The 22,564-nt window shown below is 72.9% G+C and carries 19 protein-coding genes; 8 read left to right on the top strand and 11 right to left on the bottom strand.

Features of this window, described 5'->3' with window-relative positions; all coding sequences use genetic code 11:
- Nucleotides 1-164: 164 nt before the first annotated feature.
- The 5 genes from IAG42_RS05705 to IAG42_RS05685 form a co-directional block, all read right to left on the bottom strand.
- Nucleotides 165-392, bottom strand: coding sequence for a type A2 lantipeptide (locus tag IAG42_RS05705; protein ID WP_188335920.1), 228 nt, complete (start codon nucleotides 390-392; stop codon nucleotides 165-167).
- Nucleotides 393-679: 287 nt separating this feature from the next.
- The gene (locus IAG42_RS05700; RefSeq protein ID WP_188335919.1) at nucleotides 680-1,399 is read right to left on the bottom strand and encodes a DUF1275 family protein; all 720 of its coding nucleotides are present in this window, start codon (nucleotides 1,397-1,399) and stop codon (nucleotides 680-682) included.
- Nucleotides 1,400-1,416: 17 nt separating this feature from the next.
- Nucleotides 1,417-2,700 (bottom strand): MFS transporter, encoded by a 1,284-nt coding sequence (locus IAG42_RS05695; RefSeq protein ID WP_188335918.1) that lies wholly within the window; start codon nucleotides 2,698-2,700, stop codon nucleotides 1,417-1,419.
- A 71-nt stretch (nucleotides 2,701-2,771) separates the two neighbouring features.
- Nucleotides 2,772-3,140: a VOC family protein gene (locus IAG42_RS05690; RefSeq protein WP_188335917.1), complete on the bottom strand. Its 369-nt coding sequence runs from the start codon at nucleotides 3,138-3,140 to the stop codon at nucleotides 2,772-2,774.
- Between the two features lie 32 nt (nucleotides 3,141-3,172).
- Nucleotides 3,173-4,510 carry an aminotransferase-like domain-containing protein gene (locus IAG42_RS05685; protein ID WP_188335916.1) on the bottom strand — a complete coding sequence of 446 codons (1,338 nt, stop codon included), beginning with the start codon at nucleotides 4,508-4,510 and terminating at the stop codon, nucleotides 3,173-3,175.
- Nucleotides 4,511-4,607: 97 nt separating this feature from the next.
- Between IAG42_RS05685 and IAG42_RS05680 the strand changes: the two genes are divergently transcribed.
- Nucleotides 4,608-5,231, top strand: a complete 624-nt coding sequence (locus tag IAG42_RS05680) for a DJ-1/PfpI family protein (protein ID WP_188335915.1) — start codon at nucleotides 4,608-4,610, stop codon at nucleotides 5,229-5,231.
- Between the two features lie 79 nt (nucleotides 5,232-5,310).
- Here IAG42_RS05680 and IAG42_RS05675 read toward each other — a convergent pair whose 3' ends face one another.
- The gene (locus tag IAG42_RS05675) at nucleotides 5,311-6,174 is read right to left on the bottom strand and encodes a hypothetical protein (RefSeq protein ID WP_188335914.1); all 864 of its coding nucleotides are present in this window, start codon (nucleotides 6,172-6,174) and stop codon (nucleotides 5,311-5,313) included.
- A 58-nt stretch (nucleotides 6,175-6,232) separates the two neighbouring features.
- Between IAG42_RS05675 and IAG42_RS05670 the strand changes: the two genes are divergently transcribed.
- From IAG42_RS05670 to IAG42_RS05650, 5 genes are all read left to right on the top strand, one after another.
- On the top strand, nucleotides 6,233-7,561 hold the full coding sequence (locus IAG42_RS05670; RefSeq protein WP_188335913.1) for a 6-phospho-beta-glucosidase: 1,329 nt from the start codon (nucleotides 6,233-6,235) through the stop codon (nucleotides 7,559-7,561).
- Between the two features lie 245 nt (nucleotides 7,562-7,806).
- On the top strand, nucleotides 7,807-7,998 hold the full coding sequence (gene tgmA / locus IAG42_RS05665) for a putative ATP-grasp-modified RiPP (RefSeq protein ID WP_188335912.1): 192 nt from the start codon (nucleotides 7,807-7,809) through the stop codon (nucleotides 7,996-7,998).
- 14 nt (nucleotides 7,999-8,012) lie between these two features.
- Nucleotides 8,013-9,008 carry an ATP-grasp ribosomal peptide maturase gene (tgmB, locus tag IAG42_RS05660; RefSeq protein ID WP_188335911.1) on the top strand — a complete coding sequence of 332 codons (996 nt, stop codon included), beginning with the start codon at nucleotides 8,013-8,015 and terminating at the stop codon, nucleotides 9,006-9,008.
- A 144-nt stretch (nucleotides 9,009-9,152) separates the two neighbouring features.
- Nucleotides 9,153-11,210 (top strand): phosphocholine-specific phospholipase C, encoded by a 2,058-nt coding sequence (locus IAG42_RS05655; RefSeq protein WP_188335910.1) that lies wholly within the window; start codon nucleotides 9,153-9,155, stop codon nucleotides 11,208-11,210.
- Nucleotides 11,211-11,308: 98 nt separating this feature from the next.
- Complete coding sequence (locus IAG42_RS05650) at nucleotides 11,309-12,259, top strand: phospholipid scramblase-related protein (RefSeq protein WP_188335909.1); 951 nt, start codon at nucleotides 11,309-11,311, stop codon at nucleotides 12,257-12,259.
- Nucleotides 12,260-12,303: 44 nt separating this feature from the next.
- Here the strand turns inward: IAG42_RS05650 and IAG42_RS05645 are convergent, their stop codons facing one another.
- Both IAG42_RS05645 and IAG42_RS05640 read right to left on the bottom strand, forming a co-directional pair.
- Nucleotides 12,304-13,239 carry a DMT family protein gene (locus tag IAG42_RS05645; RefSeq protein ID WP_188335908.1) on the bottom strand — a complete coding sequence of 312 codons (936 nt, stop codon included), beginning with the start codon at nucleotides 13,237-13,239 and terminating at the stop codon, nucleotides 12,304-12,306.
- Nucleotides 13,236-14,204, bottom strand: a complete 969-nt coding sequence (locus IAG42_RS05640; protein WP_188335907.1) for a phosphatase PAP2 family protein — start codon at nucleotides 14,202-14,204, stop codon at nucleotides 13,236-13,238. Before IAG42_RS05640 ends, IAG42_RS05645 begins: the two co-directional genes overlap by 4 nt.
- Nucleotides 14,205-14,378: 174 nt before the next feature.
- On the opposite strand from IAG42_RS05640, the gene IAG42_RS05635 reads away from it, so the two are divergent.
- Nucleotides 14,379-15,011, top strand: a complete 633-nt coding sequence (locus IAG42_RS05635) for a TetR/AcrR family transcriptional regulator (protein WP_188335906.1) — start codon at nucleotides 14,379-14,381, stop codon at nucleotides 15,009-15,011.
- A 165-nt stretch (nucleotides 15,012-15,176) separates the two neighbouring features.
- Here IAG42_RS05635 and IAG42_RS05630 read toward each other — a convergent pair whose 3' ends face one another.
- Complete coding sequence (locus IAG42_RS05630; protein ID WP_188335905.1) at nucleotides 15,177-16,250, bottom strand: DUF2510 domain-containing protein; 1,074 nt, start codon at nucleotides 16,248-16,250, stop codon at nucleotides 15,177-15,179.
- A 188-nt stretch (nucleotides 16,251-16,438) separates the two neighbouring features.
- Here IAG42_RS05630 and IAG42_RS05625 point away from each other — a divergent pair, with 188 nt between their 5' ends.
- On the top strand, nucleotides 16,439-19,114 hold the full coding sequence (locus IAG42_RS05625; RefSeq protein WP_188335904.1) for an ATP-binding protein: 2,676 nt from the start codon (nucleotides 16,439-16,441) through the stop codon (nucleotides 19,112-19,114).
- 562 nt (nucleotides 19,115-19,676) lie between these two features.
- Here IAG42_RS05625 and IAG42_RS05620 read toward each other — a convergent pair.
- Both IAG42_RS05620 and IAG42_RS05615 read right to left on the bottom strand, forming a co-directional pair.
- On the bottom strand, nucleotides 19,677-20,645 hold the full coding sequence (locus IAG42_RS05620) for a DUF3048 domain-containing protein (RefSeq protein ID WP_223205873.1): 969 nt from the start codon (nucleotides 20,643-20,645) through the stop codon (nucleotides 19,677-19,679).
- Between the two features lie 29 nt (nucleotides 20,646-20,674).
- Nucleotides 20,675-22,441 carry a hydroxysqualene dehydroxylase gene (locus IAG42_RS05615; RefSeq protein WP_223205872.1) on the bottom strand — a complete coding sequence of 589 codons (1,767 nt, stop codon included), beginning with the start codon at nucleotides 22,439-22,441 and terminating at the stop codon, nucleotides 20,675-20,677.
- Between the last annotated feature and the right edge of the window lie 123 nt (nucleotides 22,442-22,564).

Genomic DNA, 22,564 nt, shown 5'->3' with positions numbered 1-22,564 from the left:
AGCGGGTTTCCCTTGTCTGGCGAGCATCCCGGCCGCGCCCGGACCGGAAGGGGGGTGGTCCGGACGCGGCCGAAGGCCCCGGGACCGGAGGGGGTCCCGGGGCCTGGGGGCCGTCGCCGGTCAGGACGGCGGCGGCCCGATCGAACCGATCCGTGGGATCAGGCTCAGAGACCGGCGGTCAGGCCGGTGGCCAGGCCCGTGACGGCGGCGGTGTTGACGCCGGTCACGCCCTCGACCGTGCCGGTCAGGCCGGCGACGACGCCCGAGACCGGGGCGATGGAGTCGACGGTGCCGGTCAGGTTGCCGGCGACGCCGCCGAGCAGACCGCCCGAAACGTTGTCCAGCTCGGCGTCGGAAATCTCGAGGGTCTCGACCTTGGGGGTGTTGCTCATGATGTGAGCCGCCCTTCTCAATGGGGGGTGTACCTGGTATTTCGAAAAACGCGGAAGGCGCGGTGATCCGGCGGGGAACCGGGTCCGTCCGTTCCACGATGCGGTGGATCAAAGCATGACCGCAGCTCGCACAGCCAATCGGAAGGTCCCCGGTCAGAGGGGATGTGCCCGCTCAACTACCGCATGGTGCACACCCGTTCACGAGGCGCTGCCAGCTCCTTCACATTCTTCACTGCGGAAATGGTGAACATGCTGTGCCCGCTTTCCCGGAATGGGACACCAGCGCATCAATGACGCCCGTCATGTGTATCCCGCAATGGATTTTCGTGAACCGTCGTGCCCGCGGTGCGCAATCGATGTGCAGGTTTCTGACACAGCACCGCGGCGGCCGTGAGGACGACCGGCGGCACGAACGCCCAGACCGGTGCGCCCCGGTGCACGGCGACCGCGCACGCCGCCCCGCCCGCCACCGCGAGCAGCCGCGCCGCGCCCCACACCTGACCGGCCCCGCGCCCCGAACCGTCGACGAGCCCGGTCACCAGCGTCGTGAGCGTCCCCGTGAAGTACGTGGTCGGCGAGGCGCCGGCGGCGACCATCGCGCCCGACTGCCCGCCCATCGCGAGCGCCGACACCACGAGGAGCGCCGTCCGCCAGACGCCGGCGGGGCGGCCGTCGAGGACCGCGCACACCACCGCGACGAAGCCGAGCAGCGCGGCCTGCCCGGCGAGACACGCCACCACCCGCCCGGGCCAGCCGCCGCCGGAGCGCGCGGGCGCGCCCCGGCACACGAGCGCGGCGAGCGCCGCGCCGAGCGCGTACCCGCCGAGGGCGTACAGGGGAGCGGCCACGTCGGCCGCGTCCCCGCCGCCGGCCGAGACGCCGAGCAGCACCAGGTTCCCGGTCATCACCCCGGCGAACACGGTGCCGAGCACCGTGAACGCGAGCCCGTCCACGGCACCGGAGGCGCCGGCGAGCAGGACGAGGCAGACATGCGCGCGTCGGTTCATGTCCTGACGTTAGGCCGTCACCGCTCGAGTTCTCGGTGTGCGCTCTCGGGCAGTCGCAGATACACGACGGAGGACACCACGCACAGCGCGGCCACGTACCAGGGGAAGATCCCGCTGTGCCCGAGCTCCTTGAACAGGGTCCCCATGTACGGGGCGGTGCCGCCGAACAGAGCGACCGTCAGCGAGTACGGGAACCCGATCCCGGCCGCGCGCACCCGCGCCGGGAACACCTCCGCGTTGACCGCCGCCGAGATCGACGTGAAGCCCGTGAGCAGCACCATGCCCGCGCACTGCGTGAGCAGCAGCGAGACGAACGAGCCGGTCAGCCCGTGCAGCAGCGGCACGCTCAGGAGTGCGAACCCGAGCCCGAAGAACAGCAGCAGCGGCTTGCGCCCGAACCGGTCCGAGAGCAGTCCGCCGACCGGCTGGAGCAGCGCGAAGAACGCCAGCGACAGCGTGCCCGCGAGAAGCGCGTCGGACTTGTCGATGCCGGTGTTCAGCTCCGCGTACGTCGGCAGGTACGAGGTCCACGTGTAGTACGCGAGGGTGCCGCCCGCCGTGATGCCGCAGATCAGCAGCGACTGACGCGGGTGGTGCCGCAGCGCGTCGAACAGGCCGGGCCGCGGGCCCCGCGTCTCCCGGGTCTCCTGCGCCCCCTGCCGGATCCAGAACCCGACCAGGCTCAGCAGCGCGCCCGCGAGGAACGGCACGCGCCAGCCCCAGCCGTCCATCTGCCCCTCGGTGAGCGTGCTCACCAGGAGCGCGGCGACCCCCGAGGCCGTCAACTGCCCGATGGACGTGGACACGTACTGGAAGGAGGAGAACAGGCCGCGGCGGCCGGGCCCGGCGGACTCGACGAGGAAGGTCGTCGACGCGGCGAACTCCCCGCCCACGGACAGCCCTTGCAGCAGCCGTGCCAGGACGAGGACGACCGGCGCGAGCACGCCCGCCGCCGCGTAGGTCGGGGTGAGCCCGACGAGCAGGCTGCTGCCGCCCATCAGGAGGATGGTCACGGTCAGCGCGGTCCGCCGCCCGCGCCGGTCGGCGACGGCCCCCATGAGCAGCCCGCCGACGGGCCGCATGAAGAAGCCGACGGCGAAGACGGCGAACGTGGACAGCAGCGGTACGAGCGAGTTGTCGGCGCTCTTCGGGAAGACCTGGTCGGCGATATAGGTGGCCAGGAACGTATATGCGTACCAGTCGTACCACTCCACCGCATTTCCGACAGAAGCGGCGAGAAGTTGCCGAACGGGGCGTGCGGGGCGGGTCGTGGTGCTGAGGATCTCCGGGGTCTCTGTCATGATCCTGACCTTTTCCCCGGAGGGAGCCCGCTCACGCGGAGGTGGTCACCCGCCTTCGGATCGGCTCCGGTTCAGGGGTGGGCGGTGTCGATGACGCAGAAGCGGTTGCCGTCCGGGTCGGCCAGCACCACGAAGTCCGGGTCCTGCGGGTACAGGTCCCAGTCGACCTGCCGGGCGCCCAGGGACACGAGCCGCTCGATCTCGGCGGCCTGCTCGGCCGCGTTCCCGGCGTAGAGGTCGAGGTGGACACGCGGGTGCTCCTGGACCGGCGACTCGCTGAGACCGAGCGCGAGTTGGACCCCGGGGCCGTCCGCCGGGACGAGCACCGCCCAGTCGTCGCCGACCTCGTCGCGCGGGACGTAGCCGAGCGCCTCCGTCCAGAACGCGGCCGCACGCGGCACATCCGACACACCCAGCACGACAGAACCGATCCTCAGCATGCCTGGATGCTACGCACCGGCGCGCAGACGCCTCAGGCGAAGGCGTCCTCGATCGCGACCTCCCGCACCGTCCGCAGCGTCGACCGCAGGCTCTCCGGGTCGGTCGAGCCGAGGGCGAGCCGCAGGGCCTGCGGGGTGTGGTGCGTGGTCGTGAAGGGTTCGGCCGTGGACACCGAGATGCCGCGCCGCGCGAGCGTGGCCGTCAGACGGTCGGCGCGGGCGTCCTCGGGCAGGGGAAGCCAGGTGAAATAGGACGCGGGGTGGGCGAGGAAGGGCAGACCCGCCAACTCCTCGCGCGCGATGCCCTGACGGGACCTGGCGTCGGCCCGCTTGCGTGCCTCCAACGCGTCCACGGTGCCGTCCTCGAGCCAGCGGCACACGATCGCGGTGGTGAGCGCCGGGGTGTTCCACGTGGTCGCCCGGATCGCGCGTTCGAGCGACGGCACGGCGGACGGCGGGGCGACGACGAAACCGACGCGCAGACCCGTGGCGACGCTCTTCGACAGCCCCGACACATGGACGGTGAGGTCCGGCGCGGTGGCGGCCAGCGGCGGAGGCGGGTCCTCCACCAGGTAGGCGTAGGAGGCGTCCTCGACGATCAGCGCGCCGTGCCGCCGCGCGACGGCGACGAGGCGGGTGCGGTCGGCCGCGGACATGACCCCGCCCAGCGGGTTGTGGAGCGTGGGCATCGTGTAGATCGCGCGGACGGGGCGGGTCGCGCACAGGCGCTCCAGCGCGTCGAGATCCGGCCCGCCGGCCGTCACCGGGACGGGCTCCAGGTCGAGATGGAAGGCGTGGGCGAGCACCTTGAACCCCGGATAGGTGAGCGCGTCGACCGCGACGACGTCACCGGCCGCCAGCATCGCCATGACCGTGACGGCCAGGCCGTGCTGCGCGCCGTTGACGACGAGGACCCGCTCCGCGTCCGTCGTGAGCCCCCGCCGCCGCAGGTGCCGGGCGATCGCGGCCCGGTCCTGCGGGCGCCCCGGATGCGGCTGATAGCGCAGCAGCGAGTCGAGATCACCGGAACCGGCCAGCTCCCGCAGGGCCTGCCGCAGGAGACCGGCCTGCCCGGGCAGGGACGGGTAGTTGAAGCTGAGGTCGACCGTGTCCGGGGCCACGGCCGCCTGGTCGATACCGTGTCCGGCGGGCACCGCGAGGTCCCGTACGAACGTGCCCCGGCCCTGCTCCCGGCTGACCAGGCCCATCGCCTCCAGCTCCGCGTACACCCGCGTCGCGGTCACCACCGCGATGCCCTCCCGGGCGGCGAGCCCGCGATGGGTCGGCAGCCGGGCGCCCGCGGCGAGCCTTCCGGACCGGATGTCGGACGCGAGCGCGTCGACCAGCGTCTTGTACCGCGGGGCAGCCATACGGCGGATTGTACGCATGACAATTTCTTGGCTGTCCTGGATGTCTGTCCCTACGGTCGGCTTCCGTCCCGCACCCGCTCCCGGAAGGACCGCCGCCGTGCACATAGCCATCCTCACCTTCGAGGGCTACAACGAACTCGACTCCCTCATCGCGCTCGGCGTGCTCAACCGCGTCAGGAGCGAGGGCTGGCGCGTCACGATCGCCACCCCGAGCCCCAAGGTGACGTCGATGAACGGCGTGGTCGTCGAGCAGATGTCCACGCTGGAGGACGCGTGCGCCGCCGACGCCGTGATCATCGGCAGCGGCATCGCCACCCGCGAGGTCGTCGAGGACCCGGCGATCATGAGCGTCCTGCGCGGCCTCGACCCCGCACGCCAGCTCATCGCCGCCCAGTGCTCCGGCGCGCTCGTGCTGGCCCGGCTCGGCCTGCTCGAAGGCGTCCCCGCCTGCACCGACCTGACCACGAGGCCGTGGGTCGTCGCCGCCGGCATCGACGTGATCGACCAGCCCTTCCACGCCCGGGACTCCGTCGCCACCGCCGGCGGCTGCCTCGCCTCCCCGTATCTCGCCGCGTGGATCATCGCCCGCACCCGGGGCGTCGAGGCCGCGGCGAGCGCGCTGCACTACGTCGCGCCGGTCGGCGAGAAGGAGGAGTACGTGGAGCGCGCCCTGCGCAACGTCACGCCGTACCTCCCCGCCGCCGCACCGGTGCCCGCCTGACCCGCGAAAGAAGCCGGAGGGCGCCGGCCGGGAGCGAGGCTGATCCCGGCCGGCCCCACCCCGTGACCGCTCGTACCGGTCAGCCCCTGCGGTACGAGATGACGGCCGTCGTCACCAGGCACGGCGACGGCGGCACCATCTCCACCCGGAGGGTGCCGCGCGCCGCGTCGTAGTCGACGCCCTCGGACTCGAACGTGCCCGAGCAGATGCTGCGCTGGGGGATCGCGAACGCCGAGGTGACCCGGCCGGTGACCGGCGCGCCGTCCAGGGCGCGGTCCAGCGCGACCTCCAGGACCTCCTTGGCCGCGCCGTCCGACGAGCACAGCAGATGCGTGGCGTCGGTGAAGTCGCAGCCCTGGATGTCGTCGACGGACCGGTCCAGCGTGATCTGGCCGGCCTGCGGGAGATTCGTGCCGGGCGCGGGCGCCGACGGGTTCAGGACGGGCGCCGGGAAGACCTGGAGGCGGCGCATCGTGCCCCACTCGCCGGACACCAGCCACTGCCCGTCCGGCGACACCGTCGCGAACGAGTTGTTCAGCAACTCGCCCGGATCCAGCGCGTGTTCGTACGTCGTGCGCTTCCCGCCGGGCGCGGTCACCGCGTACATCTTCTTCTTCGCGCCGTCACCGCCCTGGTACGCGTCGAAGGTGTAGCCACCCGCGATGTCCGGGTCGCCCACGTGCGTCCAGCCGGCTATCCGCAGGTCGAGCGGGACCGAGGCCAGGCCGCGGTACACCAGCGAGCCGTCCGCGCGGCTCGCCAGGCCCTGGCTGCCGGACAGCGAGTCCACGCGCGCCGTGCCGGTCTCGGTCCACCCGGGCGCGGCCGTCGCGGTCCCGGCGCCGAGCGCCAGCGCGGCGAACGCGGCGGCCGCGGTGAGGAGTCGGCGTCCGGTGCGTCTGGTACGGGGCGACGTAGAGGTCGTGGTCGAGCGGATGTGCATGGGGGTCCTCCGCCGGTCGAAGATCTGGTCGGGGATCAGGCTGCCCTACGATCGGGCCATGAGGCTGACGATTCTCGGCGGTGGCGGATTCCGGGTGCCCCTCGTGTACGGCGCACTGCTCGACGACCACGCCCCGGGCCGGGTCACCGAGGTGACCCTCCACGACATCGACGGCGACCGGCTGAAGGCGATCACCGGGGTGCTCGCGCAGCAGGCCATGGGTGTTCCCGACGCGCCCGCCGTGCACTCCACCACCGATCTCGACGAGGCGCTGCGGGGCGCCGACTTCGTCTTCTCCGCGATCCGCGTCGGCGGTCTCGCGGGCCGCGCCGCCGACGAACGCGTCGCGCTGGAGGAGGGGGTTCTCGGCCAGGAGACCGTCGGCGCCGGCGGCATCGCGTACGGACTGCGCACCGTGCCCGTCGCGACCCACATCGCCCGCCGCGTCGCCGCCGTCGCCCCCGACGCCTGGGTCATCAACTTCACCAACCCCGCCGGCCTGGTCACCGAGGCCATGTCCCGCCACCTCGGCGACCGCGTCATCGGCATCTGCGACTCGCCCGTCGGCCTCGGCCGCCGCGCGGCCCGGGTCCTGGGCGCCGACCCGGCCGACACGTGGATCGACTACGTGGGCCTCAACCACCTGGGCTGGCTGCGCGGCCTGCGCGTGCACGGCCGCGACGAGCTGCCCCGGCTGCTCGCCGACGAGCACCTGCTCGGCTCCTTCGAGGAGGGCCGCCTGTTCGGCACAGACTGGCTGCGCTCCCTCGGCGCGATCCCCAACGAGTATCTGCACTACTACTACTTCAACCGCGAGACCGTCCGCGCCTACCGCGAGGCCGAACGCACCCGCGGCGCCTTCCTCGCCGACCAGCAGTCCGCCTTCTACGCCGATCCCTCCTACGCCTCCTGGGACCGCACCCGCGCCGAGCGCGAGGCCACGTACATGGCCGACAACCGCGAGGCGGCCGGCGCGGGCGAGCGCGACGAGGCCGACCTGGAGGAGTCCGGCGGGTACGAGAAGGTCGCGCTCGCGCTGATGCGGGCCATCGCCCGCGACGAACGCGCCACACTCATCCTCAACGTCCGCAACCGGCACGTCCTTTCGGCCCTCGACGCGGACGCCGTCATCGAGGTGCCCTGCCTCGTCGACGCCAACGGCGCGCACCCCGTGGCCGTCGACCCGCTCCCCGGCCACGCCACGGGCCTGATCACCTCGGTCAAGGCCGTGGAGCGCGAGGTGCTGACCGCGGCCACGACCGCGTCCCGCGCCGCCGCGGTCAAGGCCTTCGCCCTGCACCCGCTCGTCGACTCGGTCGCCGTCGCCCGCCGGCTCCTGGACGGATACGTGTCGGCGCACCCCGAGCTGGCCCCGCTGCGGGCCTGACGGCGGCCCGGTGACGGTGGCGTGAAGGAGTGTAAAGGACTGTAAAGGCGCGGTATAGCAGAGGGGTGGCCCAAAGGGCCGCCCCTTTCTGGTTGCTGACGTTGCGTCATCACGCTCCGTGGCGGAATGAACTCGTCCGCAGGTGTGATGCGTCCTACAGAAAGAATCTGAGAAATTCGCTAGGAGTGTGACGCCGGAGAGTCACCATGCGCTTAGCTTGGTGCGCCCCCCAACGAGGAGTACTCATGCGACCGTTCGCCCTGAACTATGCCCGAGCTGTACGAGAGGCAGAGGTCAGCGCGCCGTACACGTACGACTCCGCACTGCAGTTGAATGTGCTGCCCGACGGCGGAGTGGCCGCGTACGACTACGCTGTGTTGCGAGAGAGTGCCGCTACCACGTCCACGGCAGGGTCCAAAACCCATTTCGACGACTGAACGGCCGCGCGGAAATGACCGTTCTGATCCTGACGAACGAACAGGACGTGACGGCCGACATGGCCGTCGTGGAATTGAACGCCGGGGGAATCCCGGTGCTGAGACTGGATCCGGCCGAACTTCCCGGCGGCGTCGGAGTGTCCGGAGAGTTCGCCCATGGGGCGTTTCATGGCCATCTGTCCGTCGGTGGCCGGGTGGTGAGCATGGCGGGTCTGCGTTCCGTGTGGGTGCGCAGGCCCGGCACCCCCGCCGCCCGCGCGCTCGCCGCCTCCGACTGGCTGACCGAGGAGGCCTCCCAGTCGCTGTACGGCATGCTGCGCTGCACCGACGCGCGCTGGATGAACCATCCGGACGCGGCCCGGCAGGCCCGGCACAAGCCCTGGCAGCTGTGGCTGGCCCGGGCCTGCGGGCTGCCGGTGCCCGCGACGCTCATCACCACGTTCCCCCGGGTGGCCCGGGAGTTCGCGGAGCGCTATCCCGACCTCGTCGTGAAGCCGGTCTCCGGCGCACACCCGGACGGGCACGGGATGGCCGTGCCGACCACACGTGTGCGGCCGGGCGAGGACTACCGGGACGTCGCGCACGGCCCGACGCTGCTGCAACGCCGGGTCCGCAAGGTCGCCGACATCCGCCTGACCGTCGTGGGCGACCGGCTGTTCGCGGCCCGCGCGCGGAGCGAGCCGCAGGCGGAGGAGGCCGACGAGGCCGTCGTCGACGTGCGCTTCAACGACACGGCGGGGCCGTGGCGGCCGGTACACGTGCCGCGGCGCGTGGCCGACGGCGTGCACGCCTATCTGACCCGGGCCCAACTCGCCTACGGGGCCTTCGACTTCGCGGAGGACGCGGACGGCATCTGGTGGTTCCTGGAGTGCAACCAGTCCGGGCAGTTCGGCTTCGTGGAGATCGAGACCGGGCAGCGGATCGGGCGGGCCGTCGCCGAGTGGCTCGCGGGGGAGCCCCTCGGTCCGGCGGTGGAGTCACAGGGTCCGGATCCGGCGCCGCACCGATGACTTTCGGCCGTCCGCCCCACCGGCTTCACACGTGCGTCACCGCCCCTTCCCTTTCTCCCGGTGGTCTTGAACACTCCGTTGGCGTACTCCCGTCGATCCCGTCCGCCGACGCATCCACCGACGTAACAGGAGATCCCCCCACCCATGACCGAACTGAACCGGCGCCGCTTCCTGCAGATCGCCGGAGCCACCGCCGCCTACACGGCCCTGTCCGGCTCCATCGAGCGGGCCGCCGCCATCCCGGCGGCCCGCCGCAGCGGCACCGTCCAGGACATCGAGCACATCGTGGTGCTCATGCAGGAGAACCGCTCCTTCGACCACTACTTCGGCACCATGAAGGGGGTCCGCGGCTTCGGTGACCCGCGCCCGGTCACTCTGCCCAGCGGCAAACCGGTCTGGTACCAGTCGAGTGCCGGCAAGGAGACCCTGCCGTACCACCCGGACGCGGCCGACCTCGGCATGCAGTTCATCGCCGGCCTCGACCACGACTGGGCGGGCGGGCACAGCGCCTTCGCGAACGGCCGCTACGACAACTGGATCGCCGCCAAGGGCACCGGGACGATGGCGTACCTGACCCGCGACGACATCCCCTTCCACCACGCCCTCGCCGACAAGTTCACCGTCTGCGACGACTACCACTGCTCGTTCATCGGCGCGACCGACCCCAACCGCTACTACATGCTCAGCGGATACGTCGGCAACGACGGCACCGGCGGCGGCCCCGTCCTGGGCAACGAGGAGGCGGGCTACGGCTGGACCACGTACGCCGAACGCCTTGAGAAGGCCGGGATCTCCTGGAAGGTGTACCAGGACATCGGCGACGGGCTCGACGCGGCCGGCAGCTGGGGCTGGATCAACGACGCCTACCGGGGCAACTACGGCGACAACTCGCTGCTGTACTTCAACAACTACCGCAACGCCAAGCCCGGCGACCCGCTGTACGACAAGGCCCGCACGGGAACCAACGCCAAGGCGGGCGACGGCTACTTCGACGTGCTCAAGGCCGACGTGAAGGCCGGCACACTGCCGAAGATCTCCTGGATCGCCGCCCCCGAGGCGTTCTCCGAGCACCCCAACTGGCCCGCCAACTACGGCGCTTGGTACATATCGCAGGTCCTCGACGCGCTCACCTCGAATCCCGAGGTGTGGAGCAGGACCGCCCTGTTCATCACGTACGACGAGAACGACGGCTACTTCGACCACATCGTGCCGCCGTACCCGCCGTCCTCCGCGAGCCAGGGCCTGTCCACCGTCGACACCAAGCTGGACTACTACCCGGGCAGCATCACCCGCGCCGCCGGACCCTACGGGCTCGGCCAGCGTGTCCCGATGATCGTCGTGTCGCCCTGGTCCACCGGCGGATACGTGTGCTCGGAGACCTTCGACCACACCTCGATCCTGCGGTTCATGGAGCAGCGCTTCGGGGTGCGGGAGACCAACATCTCGCCGTGGCGCCGCGCCATCTGCGGCGACCTCACCTCCGCCTTCGACTTCTCCCTGAAGGTCACCGACCCGGCCCGGCTGCCCGACACCTCCGGCTACCTGCCGCCGGACCGCGACCGGCACCCCAGCTACGTCCCGAAGCCGCCCGCGCAGGGCTCCCTGCCCCGCCAGGAGGCCGGCTCCCGTCCGAGCCGCCCGCTCCCCTACGCGCCCTACGTGGACGGCGCCGCCGACATCGCGACGGGCAAGTACAAGCTGACCCTCAGCGGCGGCCCCAGCGCGGGCGCCGCCTTCCAGATCCGCTCCCAGAACCGCACCGACGGGCCCTGGACGTACACGGCCGAGGCCGGCAAGTCGATCTCGGACAGCTGGAACTCGTACTACTCCAAGGGCGCCTACGACCTGACCGTGCACGGCCCGAACGGGTTCCTGCGCGCCTTCAAGGGCGACAACAAGGTCGCGGGCCCTGAGGTGACCGCCCGCCACAACGGGGGCACCGGCAACCTGGAGCTGACCCTGACCAACCCGACGGCGGCCGCGGTCCGGCTCACGGTGACCAACGCGTACGGGGGCGCCGTGCAGACCCACACCGTGCCCGCGGGCGGCTCGCTCCAGCGGACCGTCGACCTGTCGGGCACCCGGCGCTGGTACGACCTGACGATCGTCGCCGAGGGCGTGACCGGCTATCTGCGCCGGCTCGCCGGGCACGTGGAGAACGGCACGGCGGGCGTGAGCGACCCGGCCATCGCCACCGTGTGACCCGGGTGTGCCCCTCCGGTGCCGACGGGACCGGAGGGGCACACATCACATCTGTCCGGCCTGGTCCGGTCCATGGGGCGGCGCGATAGTGTGCCCCGGTGACGACGCAATCGAACACCCCTGCAGGCTGGTACCCGGATCCTCAGGGGACTCCCCAGACACTGCGGTGGTGGGACGGTTCCCAGTGGACCGAGCACACGCACGCGGCGGCCCAGGTCCCGCAGCAGCAGACCCCGTCGCAGGCCCAGCCTCAGCAGCACCAGCCCCAGCCGGCCCAGGCCCAGCCGCCGCAGCAGCAGCCGTACGGCGGTCAGCCGCAGCAGCAGGCGCCTCAGCAGCACGCCCCGCAGCAGGCCTACGGCGCGCAGGCGCAGCAGCACGCGGACGCGGCCCGGGTCCAGCACCAGGTGCAGCAGCAGGCCGGTGTCGCGCCGAGCGCGCAGGGCGGCGGCACGCTGTTCACCGAGCCGGTCCTGGTCGTGAACCAGAAGGCCAAGCTGATCGAGCTGACCAACGAGTACAGCGTCATGGACCAGCAGGGCCGCCCGCTCGGCACGGTCACCGAGATCGGCCAGAGCAGCCTGAAGAAGGCGCTGCGCTTCGTCTCCAGCGTCGACCAGTTCATGACGCACAAGCTGGAGATCCGCGACGCCTACGGGCAGCCGCAGCTGATCCTCACGCGCCCCGCGAAGTTCATGAAGTCCCGGGTGATCGTCGAGCGCCCTGACGGTTCGCCGGTCGGCGAGATCGTCCAGCAGAACGTCATCGGCAAGATCAACTTCGGCATGATGGTGAACGGCCAGCAGGTCGGCGCGATCAAGGCGGAGAACTGGCGGGCCTGGAACTTCGCGATCGTGGACCACGCCGACCAGGAGGTCGCGCGGATCACGAAGACGTGGGAGGGCCTCGCCAAGACGATGTTCACCACGGCGGACAACTACGTCCTGCAGATCCACTTCCAGCTGCCCGAGCCGCTGCTCAGCCTGGTCGTGGCGACGGCGCTGACCGTCGACACCGCGCTCAAGCAGGACTCGCGCGGCTTCGGATGACCGGGCCCGCCTGACGGTCCGGCCGGGAGGACCCGGCCGGACCGTCAGGACGCCCGCAGGACGACCGGTTCGGGCTCTGCCCGGACCGGCAGCGGCACGACCGCGGCCAGTGCCCCGTCCGGCTCCGGCCCCGTGGGCACGGGACCCGGCGCCGTCGGCACCGCCGAGCGGGTCAGCAGGACCACGCCCCGGGCCGCGAGCACCGCACCGGCCAGCGCGAGCGCCAGACCCGCGATCCCGCCCTGCAGCCGCTCGCCCAGGAGCGAGAGCCCGATGAGCGCCGCCGCGACCGGGTTCGCCAGCGTCACCATCGCCAGCGGCGCGCCGAGCCCGCCCCGGTACGCGGTCTGCGACAGCAGCAGGCCGCCCGCCGCGAACGCCGCCACCAGCAGCGCCACCACGATCACCCGCGCGTCGAGCAGCGGCCCCGAGCGGTCCGTCGCCGCGACCGTCACGGTCTGCGTCAGCGCGGACGCCACCCCCGAGGCCAGGCCGGACGCCGTGGCGTGCCGCAGCCCGGGCCGGGCGCCGCGCCGGGCCAGGAAGCCGATGAGCGCCGCCGTCGCCCCCGCCACCGCGAGCGCCTCGGGCAGCGCGAGCGTGTCGTCCGGCGCCGGGCCCGTCGCCGTCACCAGCAGCGCCGCCAGACCGGCCAGGGTCAGGGCGGTGCCGCGCCATTCGCCCGCGGTGACCCGCCGCCCCGCGAGCCGGGCGCCCAGCGGCACGGCCGCGACCAGCGTGAGCGCGCCGAGCGGCTGCACCAGGGTCAGCGGTCCGAACTTGAGCGCGGCCACGTGCAGCAGGGCCGCCGAGGCGTTGAGCGACACCGACCACCACCAGGAACCGGTGCCGAGCAGCCGCCACACACCGGCGCCGGCGCCCGCGGTACGGGCCGCGAGCCGCTCCTGGGCCACGGCCGCCGCCGCGTAGGCCACGGCGGAGACGAGCGAGAGGGCGACGGCGAGCAGGGTGGCGCTCATCGGCGGGCTCCTGTCGGGACGGGCGGGGGAGTGGTCGCCGCCGAGGCGGAGCCCGCTGTGACCTGGACGGGGATCCGGGCCCGGTCCAGGACCTGGGCGGCGGTCAGGGAGTCGGGCGGGGTGCGGAACGCGGCGTGCGCGGACCAGGGCGCCGGGGTGCCGGACCCGTGCAGGGGGGCCGGGAGCGCCGGGTGGGCCGGGGCGGGCAGCAGGTGGCGGCGCAGGCGCGGCGCGGTGAGCGCGGCCGGCATCCGCAGCGCGGCCAGTGCGACCGCGAGCAGAGCCGTCGCGACGAGGGCGTCGAGCCAGTAGTGGTTCGCCGTGCCGACGACCACGAGCAGGGTCAGCAGCGGGTGCAGCAGCCAGAGCCAGCGCCAGCGGGAGCGGGTCGCGGCGATGAGGCCGATCGCGACCATCAGGGCCCAGCCGAAGTGCAGCGAGGGCATCGCCGCGAACTGGTTGGCCATCGTGTCGGTGTCCGGCCGTGCCGCGTAGACGGAGGGGCCGAAGACCTGTGCGGTGTCCACGAGGTGCGCGGCCGGCAGCATCCGGGGCGGAGCCAGCGGGAACGAGAGGTGCAGCACGAGCGCCGCCGCCGTGAGCGCGGCGAGCACGCGGCGCGACCACACGTAGTGGCGCGGGCGGCGCAGGTAGAGGAAGACCAGGAATGCCAGGGTCGCCGGGAAGTGCACGGTCGCGTAGTAGATGTTCGCGGCGTGCACCAGCGCGTCGCTGTCGAGCAGCACGCCCTGGACGCCCCCCTCGCCCGGCAGACGGAGGGCGCGCTCGAGGCTCCACACGCGGTCGGCGTTGTGGAAGGCCTCGGCGGTGTGGCCGTTGGCCAGCTGCCGTCCGAACTTGTAGACGAGGAAGAGTCCTACGACCAGCAGGAGCTCGCGGACCAGGGGCGGTCGGGAAGCGCGAGGGTCCGGCTCCGGTTCGGCAGGCTCGGTAAGGGAAGTCATCCCCCGGCCTCTTTTCGTGACGAATGAGTTGTGCGATACGTCCGCGTACCGATACGCCAGTGTACCGATACGGCGGCGTACCGGTACACTGGCGTATCGATAGCTGATGTGATCTCATCGACATGTCGGCAGCAGAGGCCGCCACCACCGCGAGCGGGCGAGGAGAGCAGAGTCATGACGACGCGAGAACGGGCCACCACCGGCGGACCCACGAGCTCGCGCCGTTCCAAGATCACGCCCGAGCGGGCGCAGGAGCTCTACGACGCGGTCCTCGACCAGCTGCGCGCGCACGGCTACGACGCCTTCACCATGGAGGGCGTCGCCGCCCAGGCCTGTTGCAGCAAGTCCACGCTCTACCGGCAGTGGAAGACGAAGCCGCAGATGGTGGCGGCCGCGCTGCGGGCGGGCCGCTGCGTCAAGTTCTTCTCCGCCGACACCGGATCGCTGGCCGGCGATCTGATCGTGGCCGCGCGCAACGCGGCGGGCCAGGGCAAGCGCGACACCGCGCTGATGCAGGCCCTCGGGCACGCCGCGCTCCAGGACGACGAGCTGAAGGCCGCGCTGCGCGAGGCGCTGGTCGAGCCGGAGCTCGCGTCGATCGCGGAGATGGTCGAGCGGGCCGTGGCGCGCGGCGAGATCGATCCCGGCCACCCGATGCTGCCCTACCTGGGCGCGCAGCTCTTCGGAGTCATGCGCAGCCGCCCCGTCCTGGAAGGACGCGACGCCGACGCGGAATATCTGGTCCGCTTCGTGACGGACGTGCTCGTCCCGGGACTCGGCCTGACCGTTCCGGAACAGGCCACCTGAACGGGAGACCGCCGGCCGCAGGGATGACCGGCCGGCGGTCTGCCCGCGCCGCACCGTGGGGACGGGGGCGGCGCGCACCCCCGGGCCGGGCGGGCTCCTCCACTGAGCGGAGGGGAGCCCGCCCGGCCCCGGTGCGCCGGCCGTTCACCGGCCGGCCGCCGCGGGTCAGACGTCCTTGCCGGCGCCGCCCGAGTCACCGCTCGTGACCCGGGCCTCCTTGATGCCCTTCACGATCTTGTCGATCGCGGTGTCGTCCGGCCCCTCGGCCTTCTCCTTCGCGGTCTTCGGGATGTCGACACCGATCCGCACCACGACGAGCTTCTTCGGGTCGTACGGCGACGGGAACGCGACGGACTCCACCCACGCGTCCAGCGACGACTTGGTGTCCACGTTCCAGCGGACCCGATACCCCTGCTGCCCGGCGACCGTGACCTTCTCCGACGCCAGCTCGTCGTGGTTCAGCAGACCGCCGTACGTCTTGCCGCCGTAGGAGGCCTGTGCGTTCTTGAGGATGTCCTCCTTCGCCGCCGCCTCCGCCGTCTTCGCGTCCAGCTTCAGATCCTTCGCCGACGAGGTCGACGCCCCGCCCCGCACGCACTTCTTCGACGTGTCGTCCGGGCACGGGTACGGGCCCGTCGACACGCCGGCTATGCCCGCGCCGTCGGCGCCGGTCCAGCCCTCGAGCATCGGCAGCGCGACCCCGTTCGCGACATCGGTGGCGAAACCCTTGTCGAGCGGCGCCCGCGGGCTCTGCTGTCCGTCGTCCGGCGAGGGCGACGTCCCGCCTCCGCCTCCGCTGCCGCCGCCGTCGGTGCCCGGCGGCTCCGGCTCCGGCGACTCCTTCGACCGCGCCACGCTGTCCGAACCGTCGTCGCCCGCCGTCAGCGCGTACACGCCGCCGCCGATGCCCGCGAGCACCACCACCGCCACGACCGCGGCGATCACCACACGTGCCGAACTGCGCGGCTTCGGCGGCAACTGCCCTGGATATCCCGGATGGTGACCGTACGCCGGAAGCGTCCCCGGAGCCGTCGGCTGCTGCGCCGGGTACGCGGGCTGCGCCGGCGGGGCCGGCTGTGCGGGCGCCTGCCCGGCCGGCTGCGGCGGGAGCGGCGGCGCGGTCGTGGCCGGTCGCGTCTGGTCCGTCCAGCGGCCGCCGTCCCACCAGCGTTCGGTGCGCGAGCCGCCCTGGACCTGGCCGGGATCGGGGTACCAGCCTGCGGGAGTCTGCGAGGTCATGGACGAAACAGTATGAGGCGTGCCTGAAAACGTGATGAGAGGGTCCGCATTGCGATCGGGATCGTTACCGATCGGCACGCGTGTTCGCCACGGGCTGCGAAGACCCCCCTCCACAGCAGGCCGGGGCGCACTAGTCTCGACAGCAGTACGCCGATCGACCGACGCGCACGACACCGGGAGGGTGCGGGATGACTCAGGGACGGCACGCCGACGCCGCCTCCTCTGGCCCGCCGCTGTGGGAGCGGGAATCCGAACTCGACGTAGCCGCGAGGGCACTTGACGACCTGTGCGGCGACTCCGCCTCGTCCGGCAGCCTCGTCGTCTACAAGGGAGAGGCGGGCATCGGGAAGACCGCCCTGCTCGCCCGGGTCGAGGCGATGGCCGCGGGCCGCGCCACCGTCTGGTCCGCACGCGGCGGCGAGACGGTCACCTCCGTCCCGTTCAACGTCGTGCGCCAGCTGCTGCAGCCCGCGCTGCTCGCCCTCACCGAGGAAGAGGCCCGCGAGTACTTCGGCGACTGGTACGACATCGCCGGACCCGCTCTCGGGATAGCCGAGCCGACGGGACGTCAGGCGGACCCCCAGGGTGTGCGGGACGGTCTCGTCGCGGCGAGCTCCCGGCTCGCCCGCCTCCACTGGCCGCTGGTGCTGCTCGTCGACGACGCCCACTGGGCCGACCTCGAGACCCTGGAATGGCTCGCCGCGTTCGCCGAGCGCCTCGACGACCTGCCCGTCCTCGTCGTCGTCGCCCAGCGCGACCCCGAGGACGCCCAGGCCGCCGCCTGCCTCGACGCCGTCGGCGACGCCGCCCGGCCCGGCGCCACCAGCCTGCGCGCCCTCACCCCCGACGCCACCGCGGGCCTCACCCGCGCCACGCTCGGCGACCACGCCGACGACCCGTTCTGCCGCGAGGTCTGGGCCGTCACCGGGGGCAACCCGTACGAGACGGTCGAGCTGCTCGCCAAGGTGCAGGACAGCGACCTCGCCCCCGAAGAGGGCTCCGCCGCCGAACTGCGCGCGCTGAACAAGGCGGCGCGCGGCCGCGGCCTCGTCGACCGGCTCGAAGGACTCGGCGTCGACGCCACCCGCTTCGCCTGGGCCGCCGCCATCCTCGGCACCCGCATCGAGCCCGGACTCGCCGCGCTCCTCGCCGGCATGAACCCCGAGCAGGCCGGCCGCTGCGCCGAGCGGCTCCTCGCCGCCCGCATCCTCACCGACGCCACCTACGGGGCCGTCGGCACCCTGGAGTTCGTCCACCCGCTGATCGCCTCCGCCGTGTACGACGCGATCCCGCCGGCCACCCGCACCGCCATGCACGGCCAGGCCGCGTGGGCCGTCACCGCCTCCGGACACGGTCCCGCCGCCGCCTCCCGGCACCTCCTCGAAGTCCACCCCGACGACGACCCCGAGCTCGTCGAGCAGATGCGTGCCGCCGCCCGCGAGCACCTCGCCGTCGGTGCGCCCGACGCGGCCCGCCGCTGCCTCGAGCGCGCCCTGGAGGAGCCGCCGCTGCCCGAGATCCGCCCGGAGGTGCTCTACGAACTGGGCTGCGCGACCCTGCTGACCTCGCCCGCGACGACCGTCAGGCACCTGGAGGCGGCCCTCGACACCACCCCCGGCCTCGTCGGCGACCGACGGGTCGACGCGGTGTGCCGGCTGTCCCAGGCGCTGGTCCACAACGACCAGTTGGAGGACGCCCTCCGGCTCATCGACGACGAGGCTGAACTGCTCGAACCGGGCCCGGCACGCCTGCGCCTGCAAGCCGTCCACTTCATGTGGGAAGGCATCCACGCGGGCGAGGAGGACTCCCCGGGCCGGTCCCGCAACCTCGCCGCGCTCGCCGACCGGCTGCCCGGCCGCGCCAACCCGGAGCGCGTACTGCTCATCCTGCGCGCCTTCGACGCGATGACCCGCGGGGAGAACGCGGAAGAGGTCGTCGAACGCTGCGACCGCGCCCTCGTCAACGGGCGGCTCGCCCCGGGCCTCGGCTGGACCGACCCCGAATGGGGCTTCGAAGTCCTCATCATGCTCGGCAACTCGTACGTGATGTCCGACCGGCTCGACCGCGCCGAGAGCCTGTTCACCGAGGCCGTCCGCGCGTACGAGACGGCCGGCTGGAGCGGCGGCCACCTCGCCCTCGCGCAGGCCTTCGTCGGCTTCGTGCACCGCAGGCGCGGGCGGCTCACCGAGGCCGAGGCGTTCCTGCGGGAGTCGCTGCGGCTCGCCGACCGGGTCGGTACGGGGCTGCCCATGCACTGGGACGCGGCGTGCATCCTCATCGACACGCTGCTGGCCCGCGGCAAGGCCGACGAGGCGCTGGAGATCGCGGAGCGGTACTCCTTCGGGCCGCCGTACCCGTCCACGCTCGTGCTGCCCGACGCCCACTCCGTGCGGGGGCGGCTGCTCCTCGCGACCGGTGACATCGACGCGGGGATCAGCGAACTGGAGGCCGCCGCGAAGGCCTCCATCGCCCGCGGCGGGCACAACACGATCATGGCACCCTGGGCCTGCGACCTCGCGCGTGCGCTGGCGCTCACCGATCCGCGCCGGGCCGCCGAACTCGCCGGGGAGGCCCGGGTCCAGGCCGAGCGCTTCGGTACGGACACCGCGATCGGTGAGGCCCTGCGGTGTGCCGCCGCGCTGGAGACGGGGCAGGCCCAGCTCAACCTCTACGCGAAGGCCGTGACGTACCTCGAGGCCTCGCCCTGCGCCTACGAGCACGCCCTGGCCCGCGTCGAGTACGGCATCGCCGCCCGCTCCCTGTCCGAGCTCAACCGGGGGCTGACCCTGGCCCGTTCCTGCGGGGCGGACGGCCTCGCGGCCCGGGCGCGGGAGGTGTTGGAGACGGGGCGGGGTCTGAGGTAGCGGCAGCGGCTCCGCCGGAACCCGGAGCGGTTGTGGGGCCCGCGCCCTGCTGTACGGGGCCACGGCGGCCCGCGCCGGGGTTCGGGGCACGTTCGCCGGTGCCCTGTCGCGGGCCGCTGTCCGCCGCGCCACGTGTCCGGGCCACGGTCGCCCGGCGTTGTGCCGAGGGCCCTTGGCCCCAGCCCCTGTCCCACCCACCCGCCCCCTCCGGGGGCGTCGGCCCGGCACCCGGCCTCGGGCGACACCGCGGCGCTGGGGTGCGTGTCCGGTTGCCCAGCCTTGGGCAGCACCCCGGTTTCCCCGGGCGCGGGCTTCTTCAGGCCTCCGCTCCAACGCCGCCGCCGTAGGGGTCGAGCATCGTCGCCGGGTGTCGCGGCGTCGTGGTTGCTCGCGCAGTTCCCCGCGCCCCTGAAAGCGCACTCCGTGCGCCCCAGGGGCGGCTGGTCGCGCCCGGCGACGGACTCTCCGACCTCGTACGGCCCCCGGGCCTTCGCGGAGCGCATCCGTACCGGTGCCGAAACAAGCTCGCCCTCTGCCGGGCTCGCCCACCCTCGGTGTCGAATCAGCCCCGGCCCCCGCCCGTACCCGGCGCCTGTGCGAGGAGGATCCATGTCGGGCCCGGCGCGAAGGGGAGAGGGGACGTGTTCGTCGGGGGTGTGAAGTGGGTGGGGGAGGTGGGGGTGGGGCGGGTCCAGTGGGACGGGTAGGCGCGGGCGTCGCGGAGGACCTCCGCCCTGCCCGAGCCCACCGTGCGGGAGACCGGGGAGGCGTTGCCCAGCTTGTCGTGGAGGCGGGAGTCGTGGATGTCCACGTACTGGACGACGACCGTCGCCGCCGTGAGACGGGTGCCGGATGCCGTGGTCGCCGGGCGGCCGTCCATCGAGACGAGCCAGCGATGCTGCGGCCCCGACCACGTGAAGTCGAAGCGGGCCGCGGGGAAGCTCACCGTGCGCTGGGACGTGGGGCGCCCGCCCTCGGGGACCCGGGCCGCGTACGTGAACCCGGCGAGCGTGCCCGCGTTCGTGCCCGACACCGCGCGGTCGAGTTTTCCCGGGCGGAGATAGAGATTGTGCGGCGCCGGCCGGTCCGCGCCGCGATAGAACGCCCCGCCGGGCGCCGAGTCCGGCGTCACCGCTCGCAGCGGGGCCGCCGCGATGGCCGGCAGCAGCGCGCGCTGCGCCCCCGAGAAGGCGAGCGTGGGCCGCGAGAACTGCCCCAGCAGTTCGAGATCGGTCTCGCGGGCGCTGCGCACCGGCCCCACGACCTCCGGCACCCGCGTCCCGTACACCGCCATGAGCCGGCTCAGCCCGCCCTCGACCCGCTCCGCGTACACCACGTCCGCGCGGTCGAGCCCGGTCTGCGGCCGCGCCACCCCGACGTTGTCGATCTTGACGGCGAGCACGGAGGCGCCGCCCTGCGTCGGCCCCGACGAGTCGCCCCCATCGGGCGGCGTCCCGCCGGGGGTACAGGCCGCGAGCAGCGCCGCGAGCAGTCCCGCCACGAGGGCGGCGCGTCTGCGACTTGCGTCCACGCCCGGTTCATACCCGCTGGAGGGGTCCGTCATCCCAGGTCGAGGGCGTTGCGCAGGCCCAGTCGGTAGCGGGTGCGGTCGTGTCGCTTGAGGAGTTCGAGCGCCGGCTCGCGGTGCAGGGCCCGGACCGTGCAGCGGGCGGCGGCCGAGCCGGTCCGGTCGAGGAGCGCGTTCACGGCGAGCCGCGCGGACGTGTTGGCGCCCTCCATCGTCGCGAGGTCGATCGGTACGGCCACGTAGTCGCCCGCGAGGTAGAGGTTCGGGATCGCGGTGCGGGCCGAGGGGCGGTGGTGGAAGGTGCCGGTGGGGTGGATGAGGAGCTGGTCCACGTTGGTGGGGTTCGGGGTGCCGAGGCCGTCGACGCCCGGGTCGAGGAACCAGGTGTGCAGGGTGCTGTCCTTCAGCGGGGCGCGGCCCGTGTCGTTCAGCGCGGCCTTGAGCTGCGCCCACACCTCCTTGGCGACCTCCTCGCGGGTGCACTGCTTGGCGGTCTTCCCGTACAGGATCCCCGGCCGGTCCCATTCCGAGATGTCCACGGACAGGCAGTCGACGGCGACCCCGTCCCCGTACTCGGCCGGGAAGTCGCGGTCCGGCCAGTGCCGGGCCTGTGCGATGGCGGTCAACGACCAAGGGGAGTCGATGCAGTTGAGGTGTCCGTCGAGCAGGTCGGGCCGTTCGGTCAGATAGAACTGGATGCCGGTCATCCAGTCCGTCTCCAGCAGGTCGCACGCCGCCAACTGAGGGTCGGCCGCCTTGAGTCGCGCACCCCAGGTGGCCCGCGCGTGCTCCACGGGCATGGCCTGCACGTAGTGGTCGGCGGTCACGTCACGCCGTACGCCGTCCGGGTCCTCGACGACCGCCTTGGTGATCCGGCCGTCCCCGTAGGCGAGTTCGCGTACGGTCCAGCCGATGCGGAACTCGACGCCGAGCGAGCGCAGGTGCTTCTCCCAGGGGTCGATCCACGCCTCGTTCGTGGGGGCGTCGAGGATCCGGTCGAGGGGGCCGTCCGCGCCCCGGCCCAGGGCGTTGAACGCGAACGCCTCCAGGAGCGTGGCCACCGTGCGGGTGCTCGCCTCCTCGGCCTTGGTCGCCACGATGTTCCGGGTCACGCCGACCGCGAGGATGCGCTGGTAGTCCTTCGACATCTGGCCGGCGCGGGTGAAGTTCCACCACGGCGTGCGCTCCCACTGGTCGTCGCGGCGCTCGTCGCAGCTGGTGAGGAAGACGAGGATGCGGTTCACGAAGTACGCGGTCTCGGTCAGCGGCAGGTTCACGGCGGTGTCGAGCACCGCGGTCAGCGCGCGCCGGACGTCGTCCAGGTCCAGCTGGGCCGGCTGGTGTCCGGGCCAGGGCAGCGGCAGCCGGATGTCCTCGCGGCCGGTGCGGGCGAACATCATCTCGGGCGGGGCGACGAGGTTGTCCCAGACGCCGTTCGCGTTGCCGGGGAACGGGATGCGGCGCATCGTGTCCGGCAGGTTGTGATAGATGCCGGGGATGAACCGGAAGCCGTGCTCGCCCGGCAGCGGTCTGCGCGCCCCCCTCGCACTGTCCGGCACGTCCATGCTGCGGGCCTTGCCGCCCAGCGCCCGGCGCTCGTACACCGTCACCGCGAACCCGCGCTCGGCCAGCTCGTGCGCGGCGGTCAGCCCCGCGACCCCGCCGCCGAGCACCGCCACCGAACCGCCCGGCTCGCCCTCGGTGTCCGCCGCCGTCGCCGGAGCCGCCGCCCCCGAGAGCGCGAGCCCCGCGGCCGCCGCCCCCGTCCCCGCCATGAACCCGCGCCGTGTCGCCGCCATGCCCGCGTCCCCCTCGTCGCCCCGGGCTTACCGGCGGTAAGCCTCGACGGGCGCAGGAGCATAGGGGCGTCACCCGGGACCCGGAAGACCCGTGCGTGACAGGAGCCCGCGGTTGGCCGAAAA

The organism is Streptomyces xanthii (assembly GCF_014621695.1).
Lineage (GTDB): Bacteria > Actinomycetota > Actinomycetes > Streptomycetales > Streptomycetaceae > Streptomyces > Streptomyces xanthii.
The sequence above is the reverse complement of the archived record's forward strand: the minus strand, read 5'-3'. Positions and strand labels throughout refer to the sequence as shown.

Bases quoted from the DNA above. Each gene is read 5' to 3' on its own strand.
- IAG42_RS05705 (WP_188335920.1), bottom strand. From the start codon at position 392: ATGAGCAACACCCCCAAGGTCGAGACCCTCGAGATTTCCGACGCCGAG.
- IAG42_RS05700 (WP_188335919.1), bottom strand. From the start codon at position 1,399: ATGAACCGACGCGCGCATGTCTGCCTCGTCCTGCTCGCCGGCGCCTCC.
- IAG42_RS05695 (WP_188335918.1), bottom strand. From the start codon at position 2,700: ATGACAGAGACCCCGGAGATCCTCAGCACCACGACCCGCCCCGCACGC.
- IAG42_RS05690 (WP_188335917.1), bottom strand. From the start codon at position 3,140: ATGCTGAGGATCGGTTCTGTCGTGCTGGGTGTGTCGGATGTGCCGCGT.
- IAG42_RS05685 (WP_188335916.1), bottom strand. From the start codon at position 4,510: ATGGCTGCCCCGCGGTACAAGACGCTGGTCGACGCGCTCGCGTCCGAC.
- IAG42_RS05675 (WP_188335914.1), bottom strand. From the start codon at position 6,174: ATGCACATCCGCTCGACCACGACCTCTACGTCGCCCCGTACCAGACGC.
- IAG42_RS05670 (WP_188335913.1), top strand. From the start codon at position 6,233: ATGAGGCTGACGATTCTCGGCGGTGGCGGATTCCGGGTGCCCCTCGTG.
- tgmA (WP_188335912.1), top strand. From the start codon at position 7,807: ATGCGACCGTTCGCCCTGAACTATGCCCGAGCTGTACGAGAGGCAGAG.
- tgmB (WP_188335911.1), top strand. From the start codon at position 8,013: ATGACCGTTCTGATCCTGACGAACGAACAGGACGTGACGGCCGACATG.
- IAG42_RS05655 (WP_188335910.1), top strand. From the start codon at position 9,153: ATGACCGAACTGAACCGGCGCCGCTTCCTGCAGATCGCCGGAGCCACC.
- IAG42_RS05645 (WP_188335908.1), bottom strand. From the start codon at position 13,239: ATGAGCGCCACCCTGCTCGCCGTCGCCCTCTCGCTCGTCTCCGCCGTG.
- IAG42_RS05640 (WP_188335907.1), bottom strand. From the start codon at position 14,204: ATGACTTCCCTTACCGAGCCTGCCGAACCGGAGCCGGACCCTCGCGCT.
- IAG42_RS05635 (WP_188335906.1), top strand. From the start codon at position 14,379: ATGACGACGCGAGAACGGGCCACCACCGGCGGACCCACGAGCTCGCGC.
- IAG42_RS05630 (WP_188335905.1), bottom strand. From the start codon at position 16,250: ATGACCTCGCAGACTCCCGCAGGCTGGTACCCCGATCCCGGCCAGGTC.
- IAG42_RS05625 (WP_188335904.1), top strand. From the start codon at position 16,439: ATGACTCAGGGACGGCACGCCGACGCCGCCTCCTCTGGCCCGCCGCTG.
- IAG42_RS05615 (WP_223205872.1), bottom strand. From the start codon at position 22,441: ATGGCGGCGACACGGCGCGGGTTCATGGCGGGGACGGGGGCGGCGGCC.